The sequence below is a fragment of the Brevibacillus sp. MCWH genome (assembly GCF_013096935.1).
Lineage (GTDB): Bacteria > Bacillota > Bacilli > Brevibacillales > Brevibacillaceae > Brevibacillus > Brevibacillus aydinogluensis.
The window spans coordinates 158873-180774 of record NZ_SDLF01000006.1; the positions used below are offsets into that span (position 1 = coordinate 158873).

Annotated in this window: 23 protein-coding genes; 3 read left to right on the plus strand and 20 right to left on the minus strand. The window is 57.0% G+C overall.

Annotated features, from left to right (window positions below):
- Nucleotides 1-196 precede the first annotated feature (196 nt).
- From ETC00_RS07870 to ETC00_RS07895, 6 genes are all read right to left on the minus strand, one after another.
- Complete coding sequence (locus ETC00_RS07870; protein ID WP_171565436.1) at nt 197-709, minus strand: adenine phosphoribosyltransferase; 513 nt, start codon at nt 707-709, stop codon at nt 197-199.
- Between the two features lie 13 nt (nt 710-722).
- The gene (recJ, locus tag ETC00_RS07875; RefSeq protein WP_171565437.1) at nt 723-3080 is read right to left on the minus strand and encodes a single-stranded-DNA-specific exonuclease RecJ; all 2358 of its coding nucleotides are present in this window, start codon (nt 3078-3080) and stop codon (nt 723-725) included.
- 65 nt (nt 3081-3145) lie between these two features.
- A complete protein-coding gene (locus ETC00_RS07880; protein ID WP_171565438.1) occupies nt 3146-4090 on the minus strand; it encodes a cation diffusion facilitator family transporter in 945 nt (314 codons plus the stop codon).
- A 68-nt stretch (nt 4091-4158) separates the two neighbouring features.
- Nucleotides 4159-5091: a protein translocase subunit SecF gene (gene secF, locus ETC00_RS07885; protein WP_171565439.1), complete on the minus strand. Its 933-nt coding sequence runs from the start codon at nt 5089-5091 to the stop codon at nt 4159-4161.
- The gene (secD, locus tag ETC00_RS07890) at nt 5081-6319 is read right to left on the minus strand and encodes a protein translocase subunit SecD (protein ID WP_171565440.1); all 1239 of its coding nucleotides are present in this window, start codon (nt 6317-6319) and stop codon (nt 5081-5083) included. Before secD ends, secF begins: the two co-directional genes overlap by 11 nt.
- Before the next feature lie 170 nt (nt 6320-6489).
- Nucleotides 6490-6729 carry a post-transcriptional regulator gene (locus tag ETC00_RS07895; RefSeq protein ID WP_171565441.1) on the minus strand — a complete coding sequence of 80 codons (240 nt, stop codon included), beginning with the start codon at nt 6727-6729 and terminating at the stop codon, nt 6490-6492.
- 96 nt (nt 6730-6825) lie between these two features.
- On the opposite strand from ETC00_RS07895, the gene spoVB reads away from it, so the two are divergent.
- Nucleotides 6826-8409 carry a stage V sporulation protein B gene (gene spoVB, locus ETC00_RS07900; RefSeq protein WP_171565442.1) on the plus strand — a complete coding sequence of 528 codons (1584 nt, stop codon included), beginning with the start codon at nt 6826-6828 and terminating at the stop codon, nt 8407-8409.
- Nucleotides 8410-8436: 27 nt separating this feature from the next.
- Here spoVB and ETC00_RS07905 read toward each other — a convergent pair whose 3' ends face one another.
- Nucleotides 8437-9150: a DUF421 domain-containing protein gene (locus ETC00_RS07905; RefSeq protein ID WP_171565443.1), complete on the minus strand. Its 714-nt coding sequence runs from the start codon at nt 9148-9150 to the stop codon at nt 8437-8439.
- A gap of 95 nt (nt 9151-9245) precedes the next feature.
- Nucleotides 9246-10223 (minus strand): magnesium/cobalt transporter CorA, encoded by a 978-nt coding sequence (gene corA, locus ETC00_RS07910; protein ID WP_171565444.1) that lies wholly within the window; start codon nt 10221-10223, stop codon nt 9246-9248.
- Between the two features lie 131 nt (nt 10224-10354).
- On the opposite strand from corA, the gene ETC00_RS07915 reads away from it, so the two are divergent.
- A complete protein-coding gene (locus tag ETC00_RS07915) occupies nt 10355-10729 on the plus strand; it encodes a TIGR04086 family membrane protein (protein WP_171565445.1) in 375 nt (124 codons plus the stop codon).
- A 134-nt stretch (nt 10730-10863) separates the two neighbouring features.
- Here ETC00_RS07915 and yajC read toward each other — a convergent pair whose 3' ends face one another.
- From yajC to ETC00_RS07970, 11 genes are all read right to left on the minus strand, one after another.
- Nucleotides 10864-11160 carry a preprotein translocase subunit YajC gene (gene yajC, locus ETC00_RS07920; RefSeq protein ID WP_171565446.1) on the minus strand — a complete coding sequence of 99 codons (297 nt, stop codon included), beginning with the start codon at nt 11158-11160 and terminating at the stop codon, nt 10864-10866.
- An 18-nt stretch (nt 11161-11178) separates the two neighbouring features.
- Nucleotides 11179-12309, minus strand: coding sequence for a tRNA guanosine(34) transglycosylase Tgt (gene tgt / locus ETC00_RS07925; protein ID WP_171565447.1), 1131 nt, complete (start codon nt 12307-12309; stop codon nt 11179-11181).
- A gap of 96 nt (nt 12310-12405) precedes the next feature.
- Nucleotides 12406-13434, minus strand: a complete 1029-nt coding sequence (queA, locus tag ETC00_RS07930; protein WP_171565448.1) for a tRNA preQ1(34) S-adenosylmethionine ribosyltransferase-isomerase QueA — start codon at nt 13432-13434, stop codon at nt 12406-12408.
- A gap of 42 nt (nt 13435-13476) precedes the next feature.
- Complete coding sequence (locus tag ETC00_RS07935; RefSeq protein ID WP_171565449.1) at nt 13477-15558, minus strand: SpoIID/LytB domain-containing protein; 2082 nt, start codon at nt 15556-15558, stop codon at nt 13477-13479.
- Nucleotides 15559-15831: 273 nt separating this feature from the next.
- A complete protein-coding gene (locus ETC00_RS07940; protein ID WP_171565450.1) occupies nt 15832-15975 on the minus strand; it encodes a hypothetical protein in 144 nt (47 codons plus the stop codon).
- Between the two features lie 24 nt (nt 15976-15999).
- Nucleotides 16000-17247 carry a helix-turn-helix domain-containing protein gene (locus ETC00_RS07945; RefSeq protein ID WP_171565451.1) on the minus strand — a complete coding sequence of 416 codons (1248 nt, stop codon included), beginning with the start codon at nt 17245-17247 and terminating at the stop codon, nt 16000-16002.
- Nucleotides 17248-17412: 165 nt separating this feature from the next.
- Nucleotides 17413-17631, minus strand: a complete 219-nt coding sequence (locus ETC00_RS07950) for a DUF2905 domain-containing protein (RefSeq protein ID WP_035300231.1) — start codon at nt 17629-17631, stop codon at nt 17413-17415.
- Entirely contained in the window at nt 17628-18626 is a 999-nt protein-coding gene (gene ruvB, locus ETC00_RS07955; protein ID WP_171565452.1) for a Holliday junction branch migration DNA helicase RuvB, read from the minus strand. Before ruvB ends, ETC00_RS07950 begins: the two co-directional genes overlap by 4 nt.
- Nucleotides 18627-18630: 4 nt before the next feature.
- On the minus strand, nt 18631-19248 hold the full coding sequence (gene ruvA / locus ETC00_RS07960) for a Holliday junction branch migration protein RuvA (protein WP_171565453.1): 618 nt from the start codon (nt 19246-19248) through the stop codon (nt 18631-18633).
- Nucleotides 19245-19745, minus strand: a complete 501-nt coding sequence (gene ruvC / locus ETC00_RS07965) for a crossover junction endodeoxyribonuclease RuvC (RefSeq protein ID WP_171565454.1) — start codon at nt 19743-19745, stop codon at nt 19245-19247. The genes ruvA and ruvC overlap by 4 nt, the downstream gene beginning before the upstream one ends.
- 129 nt (nt 19746-19874) lie before the next feature.
- Nucleotides 19875-20066: a hypothetical protein gene (locus ETC00_RS07970; RefSeq protein ID WP_171565455.1), complete on the minus strand. Its 192-nt coding sequence runs from the start codon at nt 20064-20066 to the stop codon at nt 19875-19877.
- A gap of 133 nt (nt 20067-20199) precedes the next feature.
- Here ETC00_RS07970 and ETC00_RS07975 point away from each other — a divergent pair, with 133 nt between their 5' ends.
- Complete coding sequence (locus ETC00_RS07975; protein ID WP_171565456.1) at nt 20200-21285, plus strand: hypothetical protein; 1086 nt, start codon at nt 20200-20202, stop codon at nt 21283-21285.
- A gap of 30 nt (nt 21286-21315) precedes the next feature.
- Here ETC00_RS07975 and ETC00_RS07980 read toward each other — a convergent pair whose 3' ends face one another.
- Nucleotides 21316-21894, minus strand: a complete 579-nt coding sequence (locus tag ETC00_RS07980; RefSeq protein ID WP_171565457.1) for a BofC C-terminal domain-containing protein — start codon at nt 21892-21894, stop codon at nt 21316-21318.
- Between the last annotated feature and the right edge of the window lie 8 nt (nt 21895-21902).

The window sequence follows — 21902 nt, forward strand, 5'->3', positions numbered from 1 at the left end:
TCGTTGTAAGGGTGGAATTAATACAACATGTCTATTTCATACTATTATCTTGTATGTCGTTTGCCTTGTAAAGTGATTTCCCCGCAAAGTATGAAGGAACCGTGAAAAGGGTCACAGTCGGACAGCACAGCTGTTGCGCCCTTGTCGCCAAGAAAAAAGCTCTCCGTCCGCTGCGAGGGACAGAGAGCCACGCTTGCTAGTATTGAACCAGTGACTTGACAGGGATGTCGCCCAGTTTTTGGCGTCCGTCCAGATAGGTCAGCTCGATGAAGAAGGCAGCGCCGACAACTTTGCCGCCCAACTGTTCAACCAGGTTGATCGTGGTAGTAATCGTTCCGCCGGTTGCCAGCAGGTCGTCTGCAATCAGCACGCGCTGCCCGGGCTGAATGGCATCGACGTGTACAGCCAGCGCGTCCTTGCCGTACTCCAGGCTGTAGTCGGCCTTGATCGACTTGTACGGCAGCTTGCCGGATTTGCGAATCGGCACAAAGCCCAGGCCCAGCGTATAGGCGAGCGGAGCGCCCACGACAAAACCGCGCGCTTCCGGTCCGGCAATCACGTCTGCCTGCAATTCGCGGGCAAATTGGGCCAATTCGTCAATCGCCGCCTTGTAGGCAGCCCCGTCTTTCAGCAGGGTGGTAATATCCTTGAAGCGGATGCCCGGCTGCGGGAAATCAGGAATCACGCGAATGTATGATCTAAAGTCCATGAAACAATTCCTCCTACCAGGTGACAGTCTCCACCTGTTGTTGAAAATGGTGAATCAAAGAGTCATATGAGGAAAGCAGGAGTTCTGTCGCCAGTTCCGCCTCTTCCTTCCACTCCGCATAGTAGCGGGAGTCATCCAGCGGCCGTTTCGCCGCATCCGGCTGCAGGCGGAAGCTCTCTTCGTCCGAGCGGATAAACTCCAGCTCCGCAAACACGGCCAGCATGCCGTCCAAGACATCCCGCTTCAGCTTCAACCGACGGGCCAGGGCGTCCAGATGTATCCGCTGGACGCAGGGGACCTGCAGCAAAAACTGGTACAGCGCCTTGAACTGCTCACGTCCCGGACAGGACAGCCGCTCCGCCCCCAGATCGGGATCGCCGAACAGACAGTAGATCCGCTCCGCCTGTTCGAGGCGGGCCAGCACTCTGGTCAGATCGTATCGCCGCTTCGGCAGATCGTAGAGCACGACTGTCGGCACGGCCGGCAGATGACCGTCCCACGCCTCATCTGCGACAACGAGGAGCCTTTCCGGCTGCCCCGCCGCGGCCAATCCAGCGGCCAGCTCATCGTAGCTTTCCCGCCGGAACAGAATGGTCAGCATCTCATGCCGGGCGGCCAACTGCCGCCACCGTTCCTGTTTGTCGCGGCACCCCCTCCAGTCAAAAACCTGTCTGTGCGGCACGGCGAGATCGCGAATCGTCAGCTGCGGCTTGCGATGGCCGTTCCACTCGTTGACAGACAGCTCCGCCAATACGTCAAACCGCGCTTTTGGCGTCACTTCGCTGACGACATGGGCCCAGTTGAAGCCAATGGCATCCACGCTGCCGCCATCCTTGCAGAGCGAGCATTTCAAATGGCTGTCGTCTCGGCCGATCGTGCGCATGCCGGACGTCTCCACATCCCGCACCAGCACCAGCGGCGTGGGGTTGCCCATCCCAAACGGCGCCAGCTGTTCCAACTGCTCCGCCGTGTCGAGACTGATTTCCGCGAGGTCCAAGGTGACATCCGCCTTGGTCAGCGGCACGAAGTCTTCGTCCGTCAACCACTCGGCGGCCAGCCGGTTAAGCTGTTGGCGCAGCGGTTCGAGATTCTCGATCGGCAGTGTCATGCCAGCCGCCATTGTGTGACCGCCGTAGTGGGGCAGCCACTCTTTGCACGCCGTCAGCGCTTCGTACATGTCGAAACCGGCAATGCTGCGGGCGGAACCTTTGGCCGTTCCTTTTTCCCGATCAATTCCAAGCACGATTGTCGGCCGGTAAAACATCTCCACCAGCCGGGAAGCGACGATGCCGACCACCCCGACGTTCCAGCCTTCCTTGGCGAGAACGAGCACGCGATTTTCCTCCAGGGGAAACTGCTCGCTCACCATCTGCACGGCCTCGTCGGTGATGGCCTGCACCAGTTCCTGCCGCTCACGGTTAAGGTTATCCAGAATTCGGGCACATTGCTCTGCTTCCTCAGGGTCCTGCGTCGTCAACAATTTCACGGCCGCTTCGGCCGTCTCCAGCCGCCCGCCTGCGTTGAGACGAGGTCCGAGGGCAAAGCCGACGTGGCCCGCGGTCAATTCGCTGTCCGTCAGGCCGCAAACGCGAATCAACGCCTGCAGTCCGATGTTGCGTGTATGATTGAGCCGCTGCAGCCCGATACGGGCGAGAACCCGATTTTCATCCACCAACGGGACGAGGTCGGCGATCGTGCCCAGCGCGGCGAGATCAGCCAGATGCAGCGGCGGCTCTCCCAGCAGTGCATGGGCCAGCTTGAACGCCACCCCAACGCCGGCCAGCATGTCAAACGGATACGGGCAGCCCGGCTTTTTCGGGTTGATCACGGCAAATGCCTCCGGTAACACTGCCGGAGGTTCGTGGTGATCCGTCACGATAACATCCAGACCCAGTTGGTTGGCAAATGCCACCTGCTCCACCGCGCTGATGCCGGTGTCAACGGTGACAATCAACTTGTAACCGCTTTCCTTGAGGTGGGCCAGTGCGTCTTTATGTAAACCGTACCCTTCCGTAAAGCGGTTGGGAATGTAGCAGTCAAACACTGCGCCCAATTGGCGCATGACATGAACCATCAACGACGTGGAACTGACACCGTCTGCGTCGTAGTCGCCGTAAATGCAAATCGGTTCGTTCCGCTCAATTGCCTGGCGAATCCGGTGCACGCTCTCTTCCATCCCGTCAAGCAGAAACGGGGGGTGAAACAACTCCGGCCCTGGCTCGAGAAAGGCACGCGCCCGCTGCGGCGAATCGATACCACGGATGACCAGGAGCCTGGCGATCAGCGGAGACAATCCGCATTCCCGGGCAATTTCGTCCGCCAATATCTCGTCATACGCGGCCAGTTGCCAGCGTGTTTTCGCTTTGAGCATAGGCCTTTCCTCCAATCCTCATTCATTATAGAGGAAAGGACGGGAGACTGACAACTGGCGAACACTTACGCCTGATCGTCCGGTGGCGGCTGATCATTCACCGGTGTTTCCTCGGGGCGGGGATCGTACGGGTTGACGTGCACAAACACGTCGCGTACGGCAGAGAATTGATCCATCAGTTCCCGCTTGACCTGTTTGGCGATCCGGTGGCCCGCTTCCACGGTGATGTGGGGATCGACGCCGATCTTTACGTCGACAATCTGGTAGTGGCCGTGTTCACGCGCGCGAAACGAATCAATCCGCTTCACGCCGGGCACTGCCTCGATGACTCGGCGCAGCTCTACCGTCTCCTCTTCGTGAAGCACGTGATCGAGCGTGCTGTGAATCGATTCCATCAAAATGCGGTAGGCCATCTTCAACACCAGCGCAGAGACGAAAATGCCGGCGATCGGGTCCAGGTACAAAAGCCAGGAGATCTCAAAGCGGCCGCCGAGGATTGCACCGCCAATCCCGATCAACGCGGCGAACGAGGAATAGACGTCGGAACGGTGTTCCCAGGCGTTGGCGATCAGCGACGCGCTGTTCAGCTTTTTGCCCAGATTATACTTGTAGCGAAACATCCACTCCTTGACAATCATCGAGCCGACAGCCGCCCAGGCGGCCGCCATGCCCGGCGGTTCCAACGGAGCGAACAGTGATTTGACCGACGCTGAGCCGATTTCCACGCCGACCAGCGCCAACAGAACGGAGACGATGATCGCCGCCACGGATTCCGCCTTTCCATGTCCGTACGGGTGATCTTCGTCGGGCGGACGCTCCGCGGCACTTAGTCCAATCAGGACAGCCACCGACCCGACCACATCGGAGGCGGAATGGACTGCATCGGCAATCAGCGCCTGCGATTTGGCCAGCCAGCCGATCAGCAGCTTGACTGCGGCCAGCGCCAGGTTGCCAACAATTCCCACCCAAGCGCCAAACTGCGCCTTGGCCAAACGGTTATCCACAGCCATCGCCCCTTTCGCGGGAAGTATGGTGGAGAGAAAAAAACCGCGGGGAAGCTCCCCCGCGGTTTCGTCACTCAGCCCTCATTCGGAGCCGGAGAAAAACGCTTCTTTTTCATTTCCCGTTCTTTCAGGGCCACCCATACCTGAGCGGCAATGAAGATGGACGAATACGTCCCGCTCACCAGACCAAAAATCAGGGCCAGCGAGAAGTTGCGGATGCTTTCACTGCCCAGAGCGGCAAGCGCCAGGGCGGTGAAGAACACCGTCGCCACCGTAAAGATGGAGCGGCGCATCGTCTGCCACAGGGAGACGTTGACCAGGTGCTCCAGGTCTTCCACGGTTTTGGACTTCATCGTTCTTAGGTTTTCCCGAATCCGGTCAAAAATTACGATCGTGTCGTTGATTGAATAACCAACAATTGTCAAAATCGCCGCAATGAACGTCAAATCAACTTCCAGCCGGAACACGGAGAACAGCGCGATCGGAACCAGCACGTCGTGGATCAGACCGATGATGCAGGCGATGCCAAACAGCAGTTGGAAACGGATCGCGATGTATACGATGATCCCGACGCCGGCAATCGACACGGCAATCGCCGCCTTTCGCACCAGTTCACGGGCGATGCTCGGATCAACCGTCGCTTCCTGCTTGGTTACCTGCGGCCCGTACTTTTCCTTCAGCGCCTTTTCCAACGATTTCAGCTTTTCGGCGTCCACTGTCTGGTCAAAACGGGTCTGTGCCTGATGATCGCCATAGGGCGTCACAGGGGTGAAGACGGTATCCGGCACGTGCTGCTTGATCAGCTGTTCCACGTCGGATGGATTAAACTCCTTCCCAATGTAGATGTCGAGTCGGGTCCCCGCTTTGAAGTCGACACCCAGGTTCAAGCCCATAAACAGTGTGACGAGCAGGCCCAGGACGAGAATGATACCGGAAAAGAGGAAAAATTTCCGCCGGTTTTTGACGATGTCAAACTTGACAATATCTTCGTGTCGTTTAGAGCTCACCGATCTCACTCTCCTTTACCCCGAACCAGAACGGCTTCTTGATCATGTTGGAACGAACGAGCAGCCACAGCAGGAAGCGGGAACCAAACACGTTGGTGATGACGCTGACGATCAGCGTCATGGCCAGCACGATCGCAAACCCTTGGATGGAGCTTGTCCCGAAGTAGAACAGCACCGCTGTCGCGATCAGCGTGGTCACGTGCGCGTCGATGATCGTGATCAACGAACGGCGTTCCCCCGCACGGAATGCAGACAGGATCGTCTTTCCGGAGCGAATTTCTTCCTGAATGCGTTCGTAGGTAATAATGTTGGCGTCTACCGCCATCCCGACGGAGAGGATGAAACCGGCGATCCCCGGCAGGGTGAGCGTCGCGTCCATCCAGTCAAGCACGACGAGACAGAAGTAGGTAAACGCGACAAGTGTGATGTTGGCGATCAGACCGGGCAATCGGTACACCACCAGCATGAACACGATGATCAGCGCGGCACCCACGTAGCCGGCGTAAATCGTTTTTTGCAGCGCCAGCGTACCGAGCGACGCCCCGACCGATGTCACCTGCTTCTCGATCAGTTTTGCCGGCAGGGCACCCGAGTTGAGAATGTCAGCCAGTTCCTGCGCCGACTCCTGGGTGAAGTTGCCGAAAATCTGGGCGTTTCCGCCGGTAATCACGTTTTGAATGACCGGATTGGTTAGCATGTTGTCGTCCAGGTAAATGGCCATCGGTTTGCCCAGATTGGCCCGGGTAATGTCTTCCAGCTTTTTCGGATCGGAAATTTTCAACGTCACGACGGGACGTTTCAGATCGTCGTATCCGACGCCCGCACCGCCCGAGGCGAGGTCGCTTCCGCGCAGCAGAACGTTGCCGTTTTCGTCGCGGAACTCCAGCACAGCCGGTTTGCCGATCAACTCGCGCAGTTCGTCCTGATTGGCCTTTTCCGACGCAATCTTGACGCGGATGCGGTTGGGCAACTCGGTCTCAATCACGGGTTCCGTCACTCCCCCGATGTTGACCCGCTTTTCGACCATGCCCGCGGTCGCTTTCAACAATTCCATATCCACTTGTTGGTTTGGCTCCAGCGGCTCTACGACATAGAGAATCTCAAAGCCGCCCTGCAGGTCCAAACCAAGCCGGATGTTGCCTGCCACCTGCTGGGTCGTCGTGGTGATGAGCGTGGCCAACATGCCCACAACGACCAAAAACAGGAGGAATCTTCCCCATTTGATCATGTAGTAATACCCCTCTTTCCTTCCAGGGTTCGGTCAGAAGACGCAAACCAATATGCCCATTATAGCGAAGTGGAAAAAAACGTGTCAATTTTTGCTGGAAAGTAACACCATGGCAACCATCCCCTTTTCTTCGCATCAGCCAACTGTTACGAATGGCAAGGGGAAAAGTTTCACTGGGATTGCTTGTACATTTGCAGCATCAACCAGTTCATGTACTTGGTCGGTTTCAGCGACAGGATGTCGTTGACCAGGCGATGCAGGGGCGGAATGTCCTTGTATGCGGCTGTGACGCACTCCCAGACGTCCTCCGCCGTGACGTTTTCGTAGCCGAGCAGGGCGAATTCCTCTGCCTTGCTTTCGCACAGGCCGGCCACCTGTGCGTACCATTCCCGTTTGCGCTGCTCGTCCATCTGCTCTCCCCCTCAAAGTAGTCATGCCGCAAGCGGCACGTCCATATTCTTATAGTACGAACTGTTCACGAAATTTGGGCGGTAAAGGAGCCTGCCATGAGACAGTCATTCTTTTACGGAACGGTCATCCTCATCATCGCGGGCGGCGTGACCAAGGTGCTCGGCTTTGCCAACCGCATCGTCCTGTCGCGATTGATCGGCGCGGAAGGGATGGGCTTGTACCAGATGGTGGTTCCCCTGCTGTACTTTCTCATCACAGTGACCACATTTGGACTGCCCGTCGCCATCGCCAAACAGGTAGCGGAAACGGAGGCGGCTCAGGACAGCCGGCAGAGCCGCCGGTTCCTGCTGCTGGCGCTGGCGGTCGCCGGGGGTATCAGCCTGATCCTGTGCGCGCTGTTGCTTGTGCTGTCCGGGCGCATCTCACAAATGCTGTTTGCCGATGCCCGGGCCGATATCGTCCTCTTGGCCGCGGTGCCGGTCATCCCGATCGCCAGCATTTCGCTGGTGCTGCGCGGCTATTTTCAAGGCAAACACAACATGACGCCGACAGCCGTCTCGCAGTTGGTGGAGCAAGTGGTCCGCATGGGGACAGTGGTCGTTATGACGCTCGCCTTCCTGCCGTTTGGTATTCAATACGCCACCGCAGGCGCCGTCGGCAGCATCGTGTTCGGCGAAGCGGCCGGCCTCATGTACATTCTCTGGCAGTACCGGCGTTCCAGCCGCAACACGGCGGCCCGCATCTGGGAACAGCCGCTGCTGACTGTTTTTTCTCAGAGCCGCGAAAGCCTGCGCCAGTTGTTCAGCGTATCGCTGCCCGTCACCCTGAGCAGGATCGTCGGCTCGATCGCCTATGTGCTGGAGCCGATGATCGTGCCGTTTGCCCTGGTGATGTCCGGACTCTCGACGACGGTGGCGACCAGCCAGTACGGTCAATTCGCCGGGATGGCCGTCCCTTTGCTCTTGTTTCCCACGTTTTTAACCTATTCCTTGTCCGTTTCGCTCGTTCCTGCCGTGGCGGAAGCGTCCTATCAAAAAAATGCCCCACTCGTGCATCGGCGCATCTATCAGGCGATGCGGATTACACTCGTCATCGGAGCACCGTGTACCGTCCTGCTGTACATTTTTGCCGAACCGCTCTGCGGGCTGCTTTACAAAAACCCGGACGTGGGACTGCTGTTGAAGGAGATGGCGCCGTTTTCCGTCTTCCTCTTTTTTCAGGCGCCGCTGGCGGCTGCGCTGCAAGGGCTTGATTACGCACAGGTGGTGTTTCGCAACACGCTGATCGGCGCCGTTGTCAAGACGGTTGCGATGTTTGTCTTCACGATTCAGCCCCCGTTCGGCATTCACGGAGCGGTGATCGCGCTTAACATCAACATCACGTTGGTCACGCTCCTGCACCTCGCCAGCCTGGTCAAGGTGATCGGTTTTACCGTGAACGTGCTGGAGCTGTGCAAGATCGGCGCGGCGATGGTGGCGATGGGATACGCCGGTTCGTACATGGCTGCTCACTGGTTTGCCGACACCGCGACGGTCATCTTGCCGCTGCTCGTCTGCTCTGCCGCCAGCACGCTTTTGTACATGGTGCTGCTCGTGGCGATGCGGATTCTCGGCAAACAGGACGTCCAGCGCATTCCCTGGATCGGCGAGCAATTGGCCATCTTTTTCCCGCGGCGCTGATTGCCACGGCGCTGACGCCTTGGTACGTCAACGCTGCCGTTTGTCCTTGGTGTCCAGATAGATGATCCCGCGCTCGTCAATGCTGCAGAACGAGACATCGCGGATGTCCTTGATGCCGTACTTGCGGATTTCCCGTTTCAGCCACAGCTTGTTCTGGCCGATTTTTCGCAGCGCCTCCTCCCGCACCTGTCCGTCCAGGATCAGCGGGATCGGCAGGCCCGAAAACGTCACCTCACCCAGCGGCTTTGGGTCCGGCAGATTCAAGTCTTCCCGGGTCAGCGGCTGCTTCGACTGTTTGAGAAAGACGCTCATCTGCCCGGTCGGTTCCATGACGGCAAATTCCACGTCCGCCAGGTTCTTGATGTTCTTCTGCCTCAGGTGAACCATCAGGTCGTCAAAAGAGAGCCGGTTGCGCCGCATCGCCTCTTCACGAATCTGGCCATTTTCTATGATCAAGTCGGCCGAACCGCCAACCACGTCGCGAAACTTCTTGTTTTTCATCGACAGATACGCCATGCCGATTTCCAGCAGTCCGATCAGCAGCATCGGGACGTAGAACAGGAACGCCTGCTTGTCGATCTCTTCAATCGCCAATACTGCCATCTCTGCCAACATGATGGAGATGACGATGTCAAATACGGACAGTTTCCCCAATTCCCGCTTGCCCATGAGGCGCAGCAGAACCAAAAGGAAGAAGTAGGAAAACAGTGTGCGCATCAGCGCGATTGTCAGATCTTCCATTTCCGTCGGCCTCCCCACGCAGAGTTTGTGGTTAGTCTCCGCGAGAGGCCGTACGTGTATAAGCGCCAATTTTGACTAAACGCACCCCGGCTGTGCTACAGCCACTTTCGCTTGCGGAAAATGTGCAGCATGGCAAAGGTCATGCCGATCATGACGACGAGGGCGATGATCAACATGTACGGCTCCGCCCCCGGGCCCAGCCAACTGAACGTGTTCATTCCAAACAGGCCGGTGATGAACGTCAGCGGCAGAATGATCGTGGAGATAATCGTCAGCACGCGCATCGTCTCGGTAGTCTTGGCGCTGATGATCGTGTAGTACGTGTCCAGCGCGCCGTTGACCAGGTCGCGGAACGTCTCCGTGGAGTCGGCAATCCGCTCCAGGTGATCCGTCAGGTCGCTGTAGAACGGAACGTTTTCCTCGGATATGTCAAACGAATAGCGTCCATTGACATTGGCGAAAATCCGCTTTTGTGGCAATATCACGCGACGAATCAAAATAATCGTTCGCTTCAGCGCCAGAAACTCTTCCGTGATCTCCTCCATCCTGTGCTCGAAGATCTCGTCTTCCAGCTCGTCGATCCGCACGCTGATCCTGTCCATGATCGGGAAGTACTCGTCGGTGATGCCGTCCACGATCGCGTACAGCAGGTAGTCGGGGCCGCGGTTCAGATAGGAGATGTTCCGGTGGCACATGGCCGCGATTCGGCCGATCGTGTTCATCGGCGATTTGTGAATCGTCACGATGTAGTTGGGACCGAGAAAAACGTTCAGTTCCACCGTGGTGATTTCGTCGTCGCTCTCTTCGTTGTAGCGCAGCGCATGAAACACGAAAAAGTAGTAGTCGTCGTACTTGTCTACCTTGGCACGCGGGCTGACGTGCAGACAGTCTTCAATCGCCAGCGGGTGGAAATCAAAGATCTTGGCAATGTACTGAAGTTCATTGTTCCCCACATCGTACAGGTCAATCCAAAGCAAATCTTCCGGTGACTTCAGCCATTCGTCCTTTTTGCTCAGGTCGACATCGTGGTACATCTTCTGCTCCGAGTGGTTGTAAAAGTAAGTCTTGATCACGCATTCCTCACCCCCCGTCTGGTTCCTCATCCATCATACGAAAATTCCTTCCGATGTTCAACGCGAAGATGAATACGCCGCCCAAGCCCCTCATATAGATGGTACAAACTGACCAGTGAGGAGGGTTATCCGTGCGGAGTGCTACCACCTCGGTATTTACAGGTCTCTTATACACGCTCGGTCTGGTGCTGACGGGCGCTCTCCTGGCCGCCCTGCTGCTGTCCTTTACCAACATACGCGAAAGCACCCTGCCGTATTTCACCTACACCATCAACGCGCTGGGCCTCTTGTTGGGCGGCTATGTGACAGGACGGCGCTGCGGAGGAAAAGGCTGGTACTACGGCGGGCTGACCGGTCTGTCTTACTTCCTGCTCGTGCTGTTGATCGGGTTTTTGGGCTTTGATGCGACCATGCAGTGGAGCACCCTGTTGTACCTGCTGGGCGCGTTTGTGACAGCGGCTGTCGGCGGCATATTCGGCGTCAACTCCGTTTCCAAGCGGTACTAAGCAATTTACGGAAGGGTTTTACGTGACCGAAGCCGCGGGCATCACCCGGTCTTTCCCCCGCATGCGACAGGCAGCCAACGTAAAAAACATCCGGCACCATTGAGGTAGCCGGATGTTTTCGCGTGGATGAAAACTTATTTTGACTCTTCCTTCGATTCCGCAGCCGGTTCGCTGGCGGAGACTACGTTGTTAACGGCACCGCGGTCAAACGTAACGTGGACGTTGTGGGCAATTCGCAGCGTGACGGTATCGTCCGTCAAATCCTGAATCGTGCCGTGGATACCGCCGATGGTTACGACTTTATCACCCTTTTTCAGCGAAGCCAGCATGGCGTTGCGCTGTTTCTGCCGCTTCTGCTGCGGGCGGATCAGCAGAAAATAGAAGATCACAAACATGATGATGATGGGCAAAAAGCCTTGCAGTTGTTGCATGATTGTCCTCCTTTTTTCTTAGAAAGATCTATCTTCACTCAATCCGTATTGAGCGAAAAACTGATCGCGAAAATCGCGCAGCCGGTCTTCGGCAATCGCCTGACGCACCTGTTCCATCAGCTTTACCAGAAAATACAGGTTGTGATACGTGGTGAGCCGGACGCCGAAGATTTCGTCTGCCTTGATCAGATGACGGATGTAAGCGCGCGTGTAGTTTTTGCAGGTGTAGCAGTCGCAGTTCGGGTCCAGCGGGGTGAAGTCGCGGGCGTACTTGGCGTTGCGGATCACCAGCCTCCCCTGGCTTGTCATGCATGTCCCGTTGCGGGCAATGCGGGTGGGCAGCACACAGTCAAACATGTCGATGCCGCGAATCGCTCCCTCAATCAGCGCGTCCGGTGAACCTACGCCCATCAGGTAGCGCGGCTTGTTGGACGGCAGCAGCGGCACCGTATGCTCCAGCACCTCGTACATTAATGAAAACGGTTCACCGACACTCAATCCCCCAACCGCGTACCCGGGGAAATCGAGCGAGACAAGGTCGCGGGCGCTCTGCTCGCGCAAATCCTTGTACATGCCTCCCTGCACGATGCCAAACAGCGCCTGGTCATTCGGCCGGGTGTGGGCTTTCAGACAGCGCTCCGCCCAGCGCGTGGTCCGCTCCATCGACTGCTTCACGTAATCGTATTCAGCCGGGTACGGCGCGCACTCGTCAAACGCCATGAAGATGTCGGCGCCGAGCGCATTTTGTATCTGCGTCGCTTCTTCCGGTCCGATAAACAGCTTTTCTCCGTTCAGATGGGAGCGAAAGAAAACGCCTTCTTCCGTAATCTTGCGCAAATTGCTCAGGCTAAACACCTGAAATCCGCCGGAATCGGTCAAAATCGCCCGATCCCAGTTCATGAAACCGTGCAAACCGCCTGCCTCCCGGACAATTTCATGACCGGGCCGAAGAAACAGGTGATAGGTGTTGCTCAGGATGATGCCGGCACCGATCTCCTTCAGTTCCTCCGGACTCATCGCCTTGACGGTCGCTTGCGTTCCCACCGGCATGAACACAGGGGTGTCAATCGTCCCGTGCGGCGTATGCAGCTTGCCGAGCCGTGCCCCTGTCTGCTTGCAGGTTTTGATCAATTCGTAGCGTACAGCCAATCTGTGTGCACTCCTCAAACTCTGGATGTAATTCTCACCTATTATATAGAAACTGGCAGCTTTTCACAAGGAAAAACCGGGGGACAAGCCCCGGCATTACAAAATCAGCATGGCATCTCCGAAACTGAAAAAGCGGTATTCCTCGGCAATCGCAGTCCGATATGCCCGCAGCACGTTTTCCCTGCCGGCCAGCGCGCTGACCAGCATGACCAGCGTTGACTTGGGCAGGTGGAAGTTGGTCAACAGGCCGTCGATAATCCGGAACTCGTAACCCGGATAGATGAAGATGTCCGTCCAGCCCGATCCGGCCGCCAGCCTGCCGTCATGCATGCCGCCCACCGTCTCCAGCGTCCGGCAGGCGGTGGTGCCGACCGCAATCACACGCCTGCCTTCCGCCTTGGCCCGGTTGACCGTCTCGGCGGTCTCCGGCGGAATCTCGTAATACTCGGCGTGCATCACATGCTCTTCCACGACATCAGCGGTGACCGGGCGGAACGTGCCCAATCCGACGTGCAGCGTGACATACGCAATCTCGACGCCCTTTTCCGCGATCTGGCGCAGGTACTCCTCGGTAAAATGAAGGCCTGCCGTCGGTGCGGCCGCCGACCCCCGTTCACGGGCATACACGGTCTGGTAGCGCTCCTGGTCTTCCAGCTGCTCGTGGATGTACGGCGGCAGCGGCATGGTGCCGAGTTGGTCCAGTATCTCGTAAAAAATCCCGTCGTAGTGAAAACGGACAATGCGCCCGCCGGTCTCCGTCACTTCTTCGCAGACACAGCGCAGCAGTCCATCGCCAAAGACCACTTCCGTCCCCGGCTTTACCCGCTTGCCCGGCTTGACCAGTGTCTCCCAGCGGTCGCCGCCAAGCGACTTGAGCAGGAGCACTTCTATTTTCGCTCCCGTTCCGCTCTTTTCGCCGATCAGGCGCGCGGGCAGCACGCGGCTGTCATTTAGCACCAGCACGTCGCCCGGCCGCAGGTACTCCACCAAATCCGTAAAGCGGCGGTGTGTCAGCTCCCCTGTCCGCTTGTCGAGGACAAGCAGTCGCGACGCCGTGCGATCCTTCAGGGGATGCTGTGCAATCAGCCGCTCTGGCAGTTCAAAATCAAAAAGTTGTACGTCCACAATTCCGACTCCTCATCTGCAGTCCAACGAGCCGTGACGGGATCACCGCTCAATTGTCACATCCTGGTAGTAGTGTTGCAAGATTTGTTTATAGTCATACCCGTTTTCCGCCATCGCTTTCGCCCCGTATTGAGATACGCCGAGGCCGTGGCCAAAGCCGTAGCCGCGGAACAGGAACATCGGCTGCTTGCTGAGCGTGCGCCAATCGCCATCACCGCTGTAAATCAGGAACTGGTCGCTGTAGCCGTTGGCCGAGGGCGACTCCCAACCGTCAGCCCCGAGCACCGCCACGCTGCCGCCACGCGTGTACTCGCGCCGTTTGCCGTCCGCGCCCAACACCGTAAACGTCCCCATTTCCTCCACGTCAAACTTGGTGCTGCGCAAACTGCCGCCGCCCTGTGTGAATATGGAGCGGTGCGCGTCCGGCGACGACACCTTGAGCGTCACGCCGTTCGCCTCCATTTCCAGCACACGACCCGACGGCCCCCGTTCGGTGACGACAAGCGACTCCACTGTTTCGCCGACCCGCTGCGCTTTGTTGCGGTCCTGACTGGCGTTGACCATCGCCGCCACTTCTTGCCCTGTAAACGGTCCGCGCGTCCAAGCGTAGGCATTTTCTTCCGCTTCCTCCCGGATGATCGTCACCTGCGTCCCTGCGGGCAGCGTGGTGAGCACGCGGTGGTAAGTGGTGCTGGGACCGGACCGCAGGTTGGTCCCCTCCGTCGCGATCACGGCCTGCTTCAATCCCACAGGATTGACGCCCCCGTTCAGCCGGATGAGGTCGCTGCGCACATATCCCAGGGTGCCGTCCGTCAGCGCCACGTAGTACCAGCGGTTGGCCGTTTCCAGCGGTCCGCGGTCTTCACTGGGCACGGGACGAAGGTAGGGAACAGGATTGCCCCACGCTTCCGTGCCGTCGGCGGTCATGCCGCCTGCGTTGGAATAGTACAGGGATTCAACCAGTTTTCCTCTGTACCTGATTACTTCGCCTGCCGTCTCGTCGACGGCCTGGCGGATGTCGGCAGACTCGCGCCCGTACCCGTAGTACGCCTGCTCGTACACAGTGTCAGATACGTTGGCCACGCCGTATTTGTTCCCTTGGCTGATCGCCCTCGTACGGGCCAGGACAGCCTGCGTCTTGAGCGCTTCCAGCGGCCAGCCCGCAGCCATTTCTGATCCGACCACGCCGTACAAGTACTGCTCCAGCGGCAGTTCATTCACGACCGTCAGATGCCCGTTGTACTCGGACAGCTCGATTTTTCCCCGATACTTGCGCTGGTCCCGCTCCTCCACGCCGATCAGCGGCAGGGCACCTCCCTTTTTCGGCTCCACGATCAGCCTGGCTTGCGGCGAGAACGCGTATTTCCATATGGTCTCGGAACCGTACACGTCCTTTTTCAGCACCGCATACGCACGGCTCGCCGCTGCCCGGTAGGAATAGCCGGGTCTGGCCGCCGCCGCTTTTTGCGCCAGGCTCTGGACAGCGTCCTGGCTCACTTCGTCTCCGATCCACACGGCGTACTCCAGCTTGCCATTGTCCGCCACCAGCACCGGGTACGCCGGAAGACCTGCGCCAGCCAGCGCCTGCTGTGCATCCAACGCCTGCTGCCAACTGCCGAAGCGGCCCGCTTCCAGTCTCATCGGTCCTTTGACCGCCGACTGCTGCCCGGTTGCCTGAGCGACTGTTTGGGCCTGGGCTGCCGCCGCCTGATACGTGTCATACGTGCCGCTGACCACCTGGTACAGCGTCTGTCCGCCCCGCTGGACCGCCTGAATGGAAGCGTCCCACTTGCGCTGGCTGAGCTGCTGCGCCACTTGCTGAGCCCGGTTGAGGTCACTCGTTTCCGTCACCAGCAGGTGATATTCGTCGGTGCGAAAACGCGCCGCATTTCCCCCCAAGGCAGGCAGTTTTACCGCTCCCTCGCTGCCACTGAGCGTTACCTCCAATCCAGTGCCGCTGGTCAGCGTCACTGCCGGCACCACTCCGCGGTATCCTTGTCCAGTATCAATAAACAGCGCGACCCTGATGTTGGAGTCGGCTGCTTCCACGGGAACCTGTCCCGTCAGAAGCGTCGCCGACAGCAGGCCGGCCGTAAGGATTTTCCCCATCCAACGCTTGCACATGCCGCTCGTCCTTCCTCTCCGATGTTTTGTTGCGCGTCGAAAAATGGCATCAACTCCCATGTTTTTCGACAAAATCGCGATTTTTCCTGCCCCGTTTGCGAATTTGGAACCGGAAGAGGATTTTTACGGGAAACAAGAAGTAAGCCGACGTCGGATAAAGGACGTCGGCTTTTGTTAATCGGAAACCCGTACGGTTGTTCTAGACATTTGCTTCTATAACTATTTAGATTTGAAATAACTGGCATCGCCACCTTATTTTTGGTGGTTATAAAATTAATATCCCGGATCGTCATCATGAATAGTAATGACGGCACCTTGGTGACTATTTGAAACACGTTCTTTCAGGATTGGAAAAGCCGGAGTAAACATACCCACCGTTACAATCGTGATCAGTACTGCCGAGAAGATTTTCTTCATAAGGTCTACCTCCAATCTATATTCCTACTTACAATTACGTTGGCACAATTTCTCCAACATTTCCATAATTCCTTCAGACAATACTTTACCGAATTGACGATGTGCTACAAAAATAGAACCAATGCATTCGTTTACGTAGGCAAAGGCACCTAATTTCTGATAATACGAAGCGCTTTGTATCAAATTTTCAATACCTTCCTCGAACATTTCGTTTGCCAATTGATGCAGGCCTTTTTGTTTATAATACAACGCTAAATGTTCCACTTTTTTTGGTGTATTTATCTGTTGGGGTAAAAATTGCTCCTCTTTTTTTATCAGATCTTCTATCCCCTCATGGTCTCCAATTTGCTGGTACACTTCCAACAAATCAGTGGCAATGGCAATACGTGATTCGCGTTCCGCTTCTACCAGACATTCTTTGAATCCAGCAATTCCTTCAGAAAATTCCCCCTTTTTTACATGAATCTGAGCAAGATAGTATTTAGTTCTATTAGCATTTGCAAATGGGTTATTTACATACTTTTTCAAATACAACTCTGCAAGAATACAGTCCCCCATGTTTATGTAAGAGTTAGTAATTGCAAGCAGGGCAGAGGCCTTCAACTCACTTTCGGTTACGTCTTCCGCAATGCCCTGCCTGCACAGATGGATACAATCGTCGAAGTATTTGAGTGCATATGCTTGAAGTCCCAAACGGTAATACGCGATTATGCGCTCCGATGGCTGCAGATATTCGATGTACACCAACAGCTCTTTCCCTCTACGATATGTCTCCTCCAATCGGGAGAAGTCGTAGCGCTCGATCAAATACCGCTCGAACAACCCCTTCGCCAAATAAAAAGGGATGCCCCGCTTTTTCGTGCATTCGATCATCACGTTGTAAAGAGCCAGCTTGATTTCCTCGTTTTCAGACTCCCGAGCTTGCTGAAGAATGTAATCCAGCGCGAGAAACGTGTTTAGCCTCGGCGTTTCCAACAACTTGTTAGCCGTTTTTCGGACAATGTGTCGATTGGTACGGACGACAGCCTCGGACAACAACATTTTCAACGTCTCCGGTCGCTCAGAAACGCCCAAATAAAACGAGATAATCTTATCATATGGGATGTCGAGCGCGGACGCGATTTTGCAACAGGTGGAAAAACTGGGCCTCCTAGTCTCTCCCGATTCAATCCGGGCCAGTACGCTTCTGTTTAAACCTGTCAGCTCGGCCAATTCACTTATCGAGAGGTTCGCCTTATAGCGATACTCCTTTACCATCTCTGCAAACGACATTGGTACGCCCCCCAAACAGTATATAACCATTATCTGTAAATACTGTTGCCAGAGTACCATGAAAAATAATTTTTGTAAATATTTTGTTAATTTTGTTGAATTTTTACTGCTATATCAAACAAAGAGCCTGCTCTTCAATTGAAGGGCAGGCTCCGTCTTTCATGGCTATTTGAACAGGCGGAACAAGTATCCGGCCAACGACAGCAGAATACTGATCACGATGCAGGTGACGATCGGAAAGTAAAACTTGACGTTTTCCTTTTCCACCACGATGTCTCCGGGCAGGCGTCCGAGCGGCAGAAAGCGGCCGCCCACCTGCCACAACAGACCGATTGCGATCAGCACGGCTCCTCCAATAATCAGCAGTTTGGCTACCGGATTCACGCTTTCATCTCCCGACCAAAGTGTTGATAAGCCAACGGCGTCACCACACGGCCGCGGGGGGTCCGCTGCATGAAGCCGATTTGCAGCAGGTACGGCTCACAGACGTCCTCAATCGTCTGCCCTTCCTCTCCGATGGTAGCGGCGATTGTGTCCAAGCCGACCGGCCCCCCGTCAAACCGGTCGATGATCGCCAGCAACAGTTTGTGGTCAATGTGGTCCAGCCCGCAGGCATCCACCTGCAAGCGCTCCAGCGCTTCCCGGGCTATCTCCGCGGTAATCACGCCCTCACCCTGCACCTGGGCGAAATCGCGGACCCGTTTTAACAGCCGGTTGGCTACGCGGGGTGTTCCGCGCGAGCGTTTGGCAATCTCTTCGGCGCCGCCCTCGGTGATGCCGATCTGCAATATGTCGGCGGCCCGCGTAACAATAAACGTCAGTTCGGGAACGGTGTAGAACTCCAGCCGGTTGACCACGCCGAAGCGGTCCCGCAGCGGAGACGACAGCATCCCCGCCCGGGTGGTGGCCCCGACCAGCGTGAACGGCGGCAGATCCAACCGGACACTGCGTGCGCTCGGCCCTTTGCCGATGACGATGTCCAGGGCAAAGTCCTCCATCGCCGGGTACAGCACTTCTTCCACGCTGCGGTTGAGCCGATGGATCTCGTCGATGAAGAGCACATCGCCCTCCTGCAGATTGGTGAGCAGCGCGGCCAGATCGCCGGGCCGTTCGATCGCCGGACCGGAGGTGGTGCGGATGTTTACCCCCAGCTCGTTGGCGATGATTTGCGACAAGGTGGTTTTGCCGAGGCCGGGGGGACCGTACAGCAGGACGTGGTCCAGCGCTTCCTTGCGCATTTTGGCCGCCTCGATGAACACCTTCAGATTATCCTTTACCTGCTGCTGTCCGATGTATTCATTCAGATAGCGGGGACGCAGGCTCAGTTCCGCCGCATCCTCCTCCACATGCATCTGCGTCGTAATGATGCGATGATCCAACTCCTCACCCCCTCATTAACAGCGCAAGCCCCTGCTTGATCAACTGCTCAACCGGCGCGCCACCCTTGGCCGCTTCGGACAGGGCGCCGCGAATCGACTGCAGCTCGGCGTCGGAATAGCCCAACGCCGTCAACGCCTCCTGCGCCTCCTGTAGCGCGGACGCCGCCTTTTCGCCTGCCGCCAGTTCCGTCGCGGCAACAGCCATGACCGCCGACGGCGTGTAGCCGGTCAGCTTGTCTTTCAAGTCAAGGATCATCCGCTGCGCGGTCTTTTTCCCGATTCCGGGGAACTTCGTCAGATAGGAGACATTCTCCTGTTGAACAGCCATCACGATCTGTTCCGGCGTCGCGGCGGCCAGGATGGACAGCGCTCCTTTGGGGCCGATGCCGTTGACGTCCAGCAGCTTGCGGTACAAGTCGCGCTCCTCCCGCGTGGCAAACCCGTAGAGCAGGATCGCGTCTTCCCTGACGTGGTGATGGGTGTACAGCCTGGTTTTCGTCCCTTCGTACCGGACGAACTGGTACGGATTGGGACAAAAGAGGCGATAGCCGATGCCGCCGGCTTCGATGACGATGTACTCGGCATCCAGGTAAGCCAGCGTGCCTTCCACAAAATCAATCATCGTTGTGCTCCTTCCGAAAGGGAAATAAAGGCGCGGAACTGCGCGTGGGTGATGGCGATGCCCAGTGCGTCGGCGACGTCATCCGGCTTGGGCGTCTCCTTCAACCGGAGCAGCATTCGCGTCATCTCCTGAATCTGCCTTTTTTCTGCTCCGCCATAGCCGGTAACCGCCTGCTTCACCTGCATGGGCGTGTATTCGTAGACGGGAATGCCGGCCATCTCGGCGGCCAGCAGGATGACTCCCCTCGCTTGCCCGACCGTAAAAGCGGTCGTGACGTTTTTGTTGAAAAACAGCTTCTCAACGGCCATCTCATCCGGCCGGTATGTATCAAGCAGGCTCTGCATCGCTTCAAAGATCTGTTTCAGCCTTAGCGGCACCGGCAGGCCCGCCTCCGTCTGAATGCTGCCGTACTGTACAGGGCGCAGTTTACTGCCCTGTTTTTCCAAGATGCCAAACCCGACGATGGCAATGCCGGGGTCGATACCGATGATGCGCATGGGCCCACTCTCCGCGTTCAAGTTTCTGTTCCTACTGTACCACAAAGCGGAGAAAAAGCGAACGTGCATTTCCATCGGCAAAAGAAAAAGCCCGACCCTTTCACAGGATCGGACTGCATACGGCGTCACCTAGTGCTTGTTCAATCCCAGTGCATCCGCTTCGTCGTGCAGCATGTGCGCGTATTCGTCCACGCTTTCACGCATCTGTTCGCGGATCTGGTTGATCCGGCGATAGTCGAGCTTGTTGTGCCCCTGGTTCAATTGAACATACAAACGCTGGTGAAACTGGTCTTTGTAGCTTCCTCGAGGCATCGAAGACATGCTGGCAAGACCCCTCCTTAAAGCGCCGTATGAGAACAGTTTGGCGTGAGCATCAGCATGATATGATGGCAAGATTTGCTTCGCAAGCGGGATACGCCCGGCAGCGCACACTATTACGCGGAGGTGTCCTGATGTGCGTAATGTCCTGATCGTCACATTATTCCTCTGCTCTGCGCTGCTGTGGCAGCCCCTCCAGACCGCAGCGACCGCACCCCCGTCCGAACTGCTGATTGTCGTCAGCGTCGGACCGAATGCCGACTTTTTGTCCACGCTGTCCATCCGTCAAAAAAACGGGCTGGCTCAAATCATCCTGCGCAGCCCGATCGGCCCTGCCAGCCCCCCTCCCGAACCCGTCAGGGCAACGGTCTCCATCGGCTCCCGCACGTTTTTGTACGGGTATGACGGCCGCCTGTACGACCAAAACCAGCATGCTGCCGTGCACTTGCCCAACGATGCGGCTGCTGAGCTGGATCGGTACGTGAACCGGCTGGAACAGGTCCACTTCGGCAAACCGCTTGACTGGAGCGAAGTGCGCCGCATGTTCAAACGAATGGGGTACGCCACCGTCATCGACTTGGAGACGGGAAAACAGTTTCGCGTGCAGCGGCGGGCGGGCAGCCGTCACGCCGACGTGCAGCCGCTCACCAAAGAGGACACCCGGATCATGAAAGAGATCTACCAGGGCAAATGGAGCTGGAAGCGTCGGGCGATCCTGGTGAAGGTGAACGGCACGTACCTCGCCGCCTCGATGCACGGCATGCCGCACGGGGCAGGCGCGATCCGCGGCAACCAGTTCCCCGGTCATTTCTGCATCCACTTTACGGGCAGTTCCACGCACCGGCGCAAGGAGCCGGACCCCAGTCACAGCCTGATGATATTGAAGGCGTCGGGAAAACTGCCGGAAACGGTGATGGCCGCCTCGCCGTACCAACTCGTGGACTACTTTCTCACTTCCTTGCACGAACACGATTTGCAGACACTGCGCATGACCACGGACGGCTTTGCGCTGCCCCCTTTTCTACAGGGGATTGACAATGTCAAACGGACTGAGGAGATCCAGACCGGCGATACCCACGACATCCTCGCTGTGGAGATTCCGGTGCGCCTCGAATACGTCAACAGCGAGGGCGAGAAAAAGCAGGGGCGCTGGGTGTTTCACTTGTGCCGAACCGCCCCCTGGACCCCGTGGAAAATCACGGATATTTGTGACGACGAGTAAAGGCTGCCCGCAACGGGTCAGCCTCCCATCTCAACTTTCTTCTTCGTCTGTCTGAAACTCACTGTACGTGGACAGCACGCTGTTGTACTCCGCCAGATCGCGGACACGGATGCCCCGTTTCAACGATTCCAGCTTATCCTTGGTCAGTTTTGTTTCCATTTTTGCGGTGTCGATCCGGTAAAACGTCTGCACCACCTGCTGCTCCGCCGGCAGGCCATTGAACAACGTCAGCACGCCATCGGGCGACAAGCCGAAGTATCCGTTTGCCTTGCACGACGGAGCCAGATCGTTCTCCCGCTTGTACAGGATCAGCTTGGCAGGATCGGACGCGATAATCTCCCACCCGCTGTACGCCACCAGGGCTTGGGCCAGTTGCTCGTGCGGAACCTGTTTGATTTCTTCATCCTTTACGCCGCACAGGTAGGTGCGAGCCAGCACCAGCTGGTACGGCTTGTTCACGGTCTCCTGTGATCCGCCTGTCTCCACAGCCAGCCAGGATAGTCCGCTCCCGTTTTGGTCCCGGATCAATTCTCCTGCCGCAATGCCGCCGGCCAAACCAACGGCAAACACGGCTGTCCACGACATGAAAAACAACCAATGCCGCCTCATGATACCCA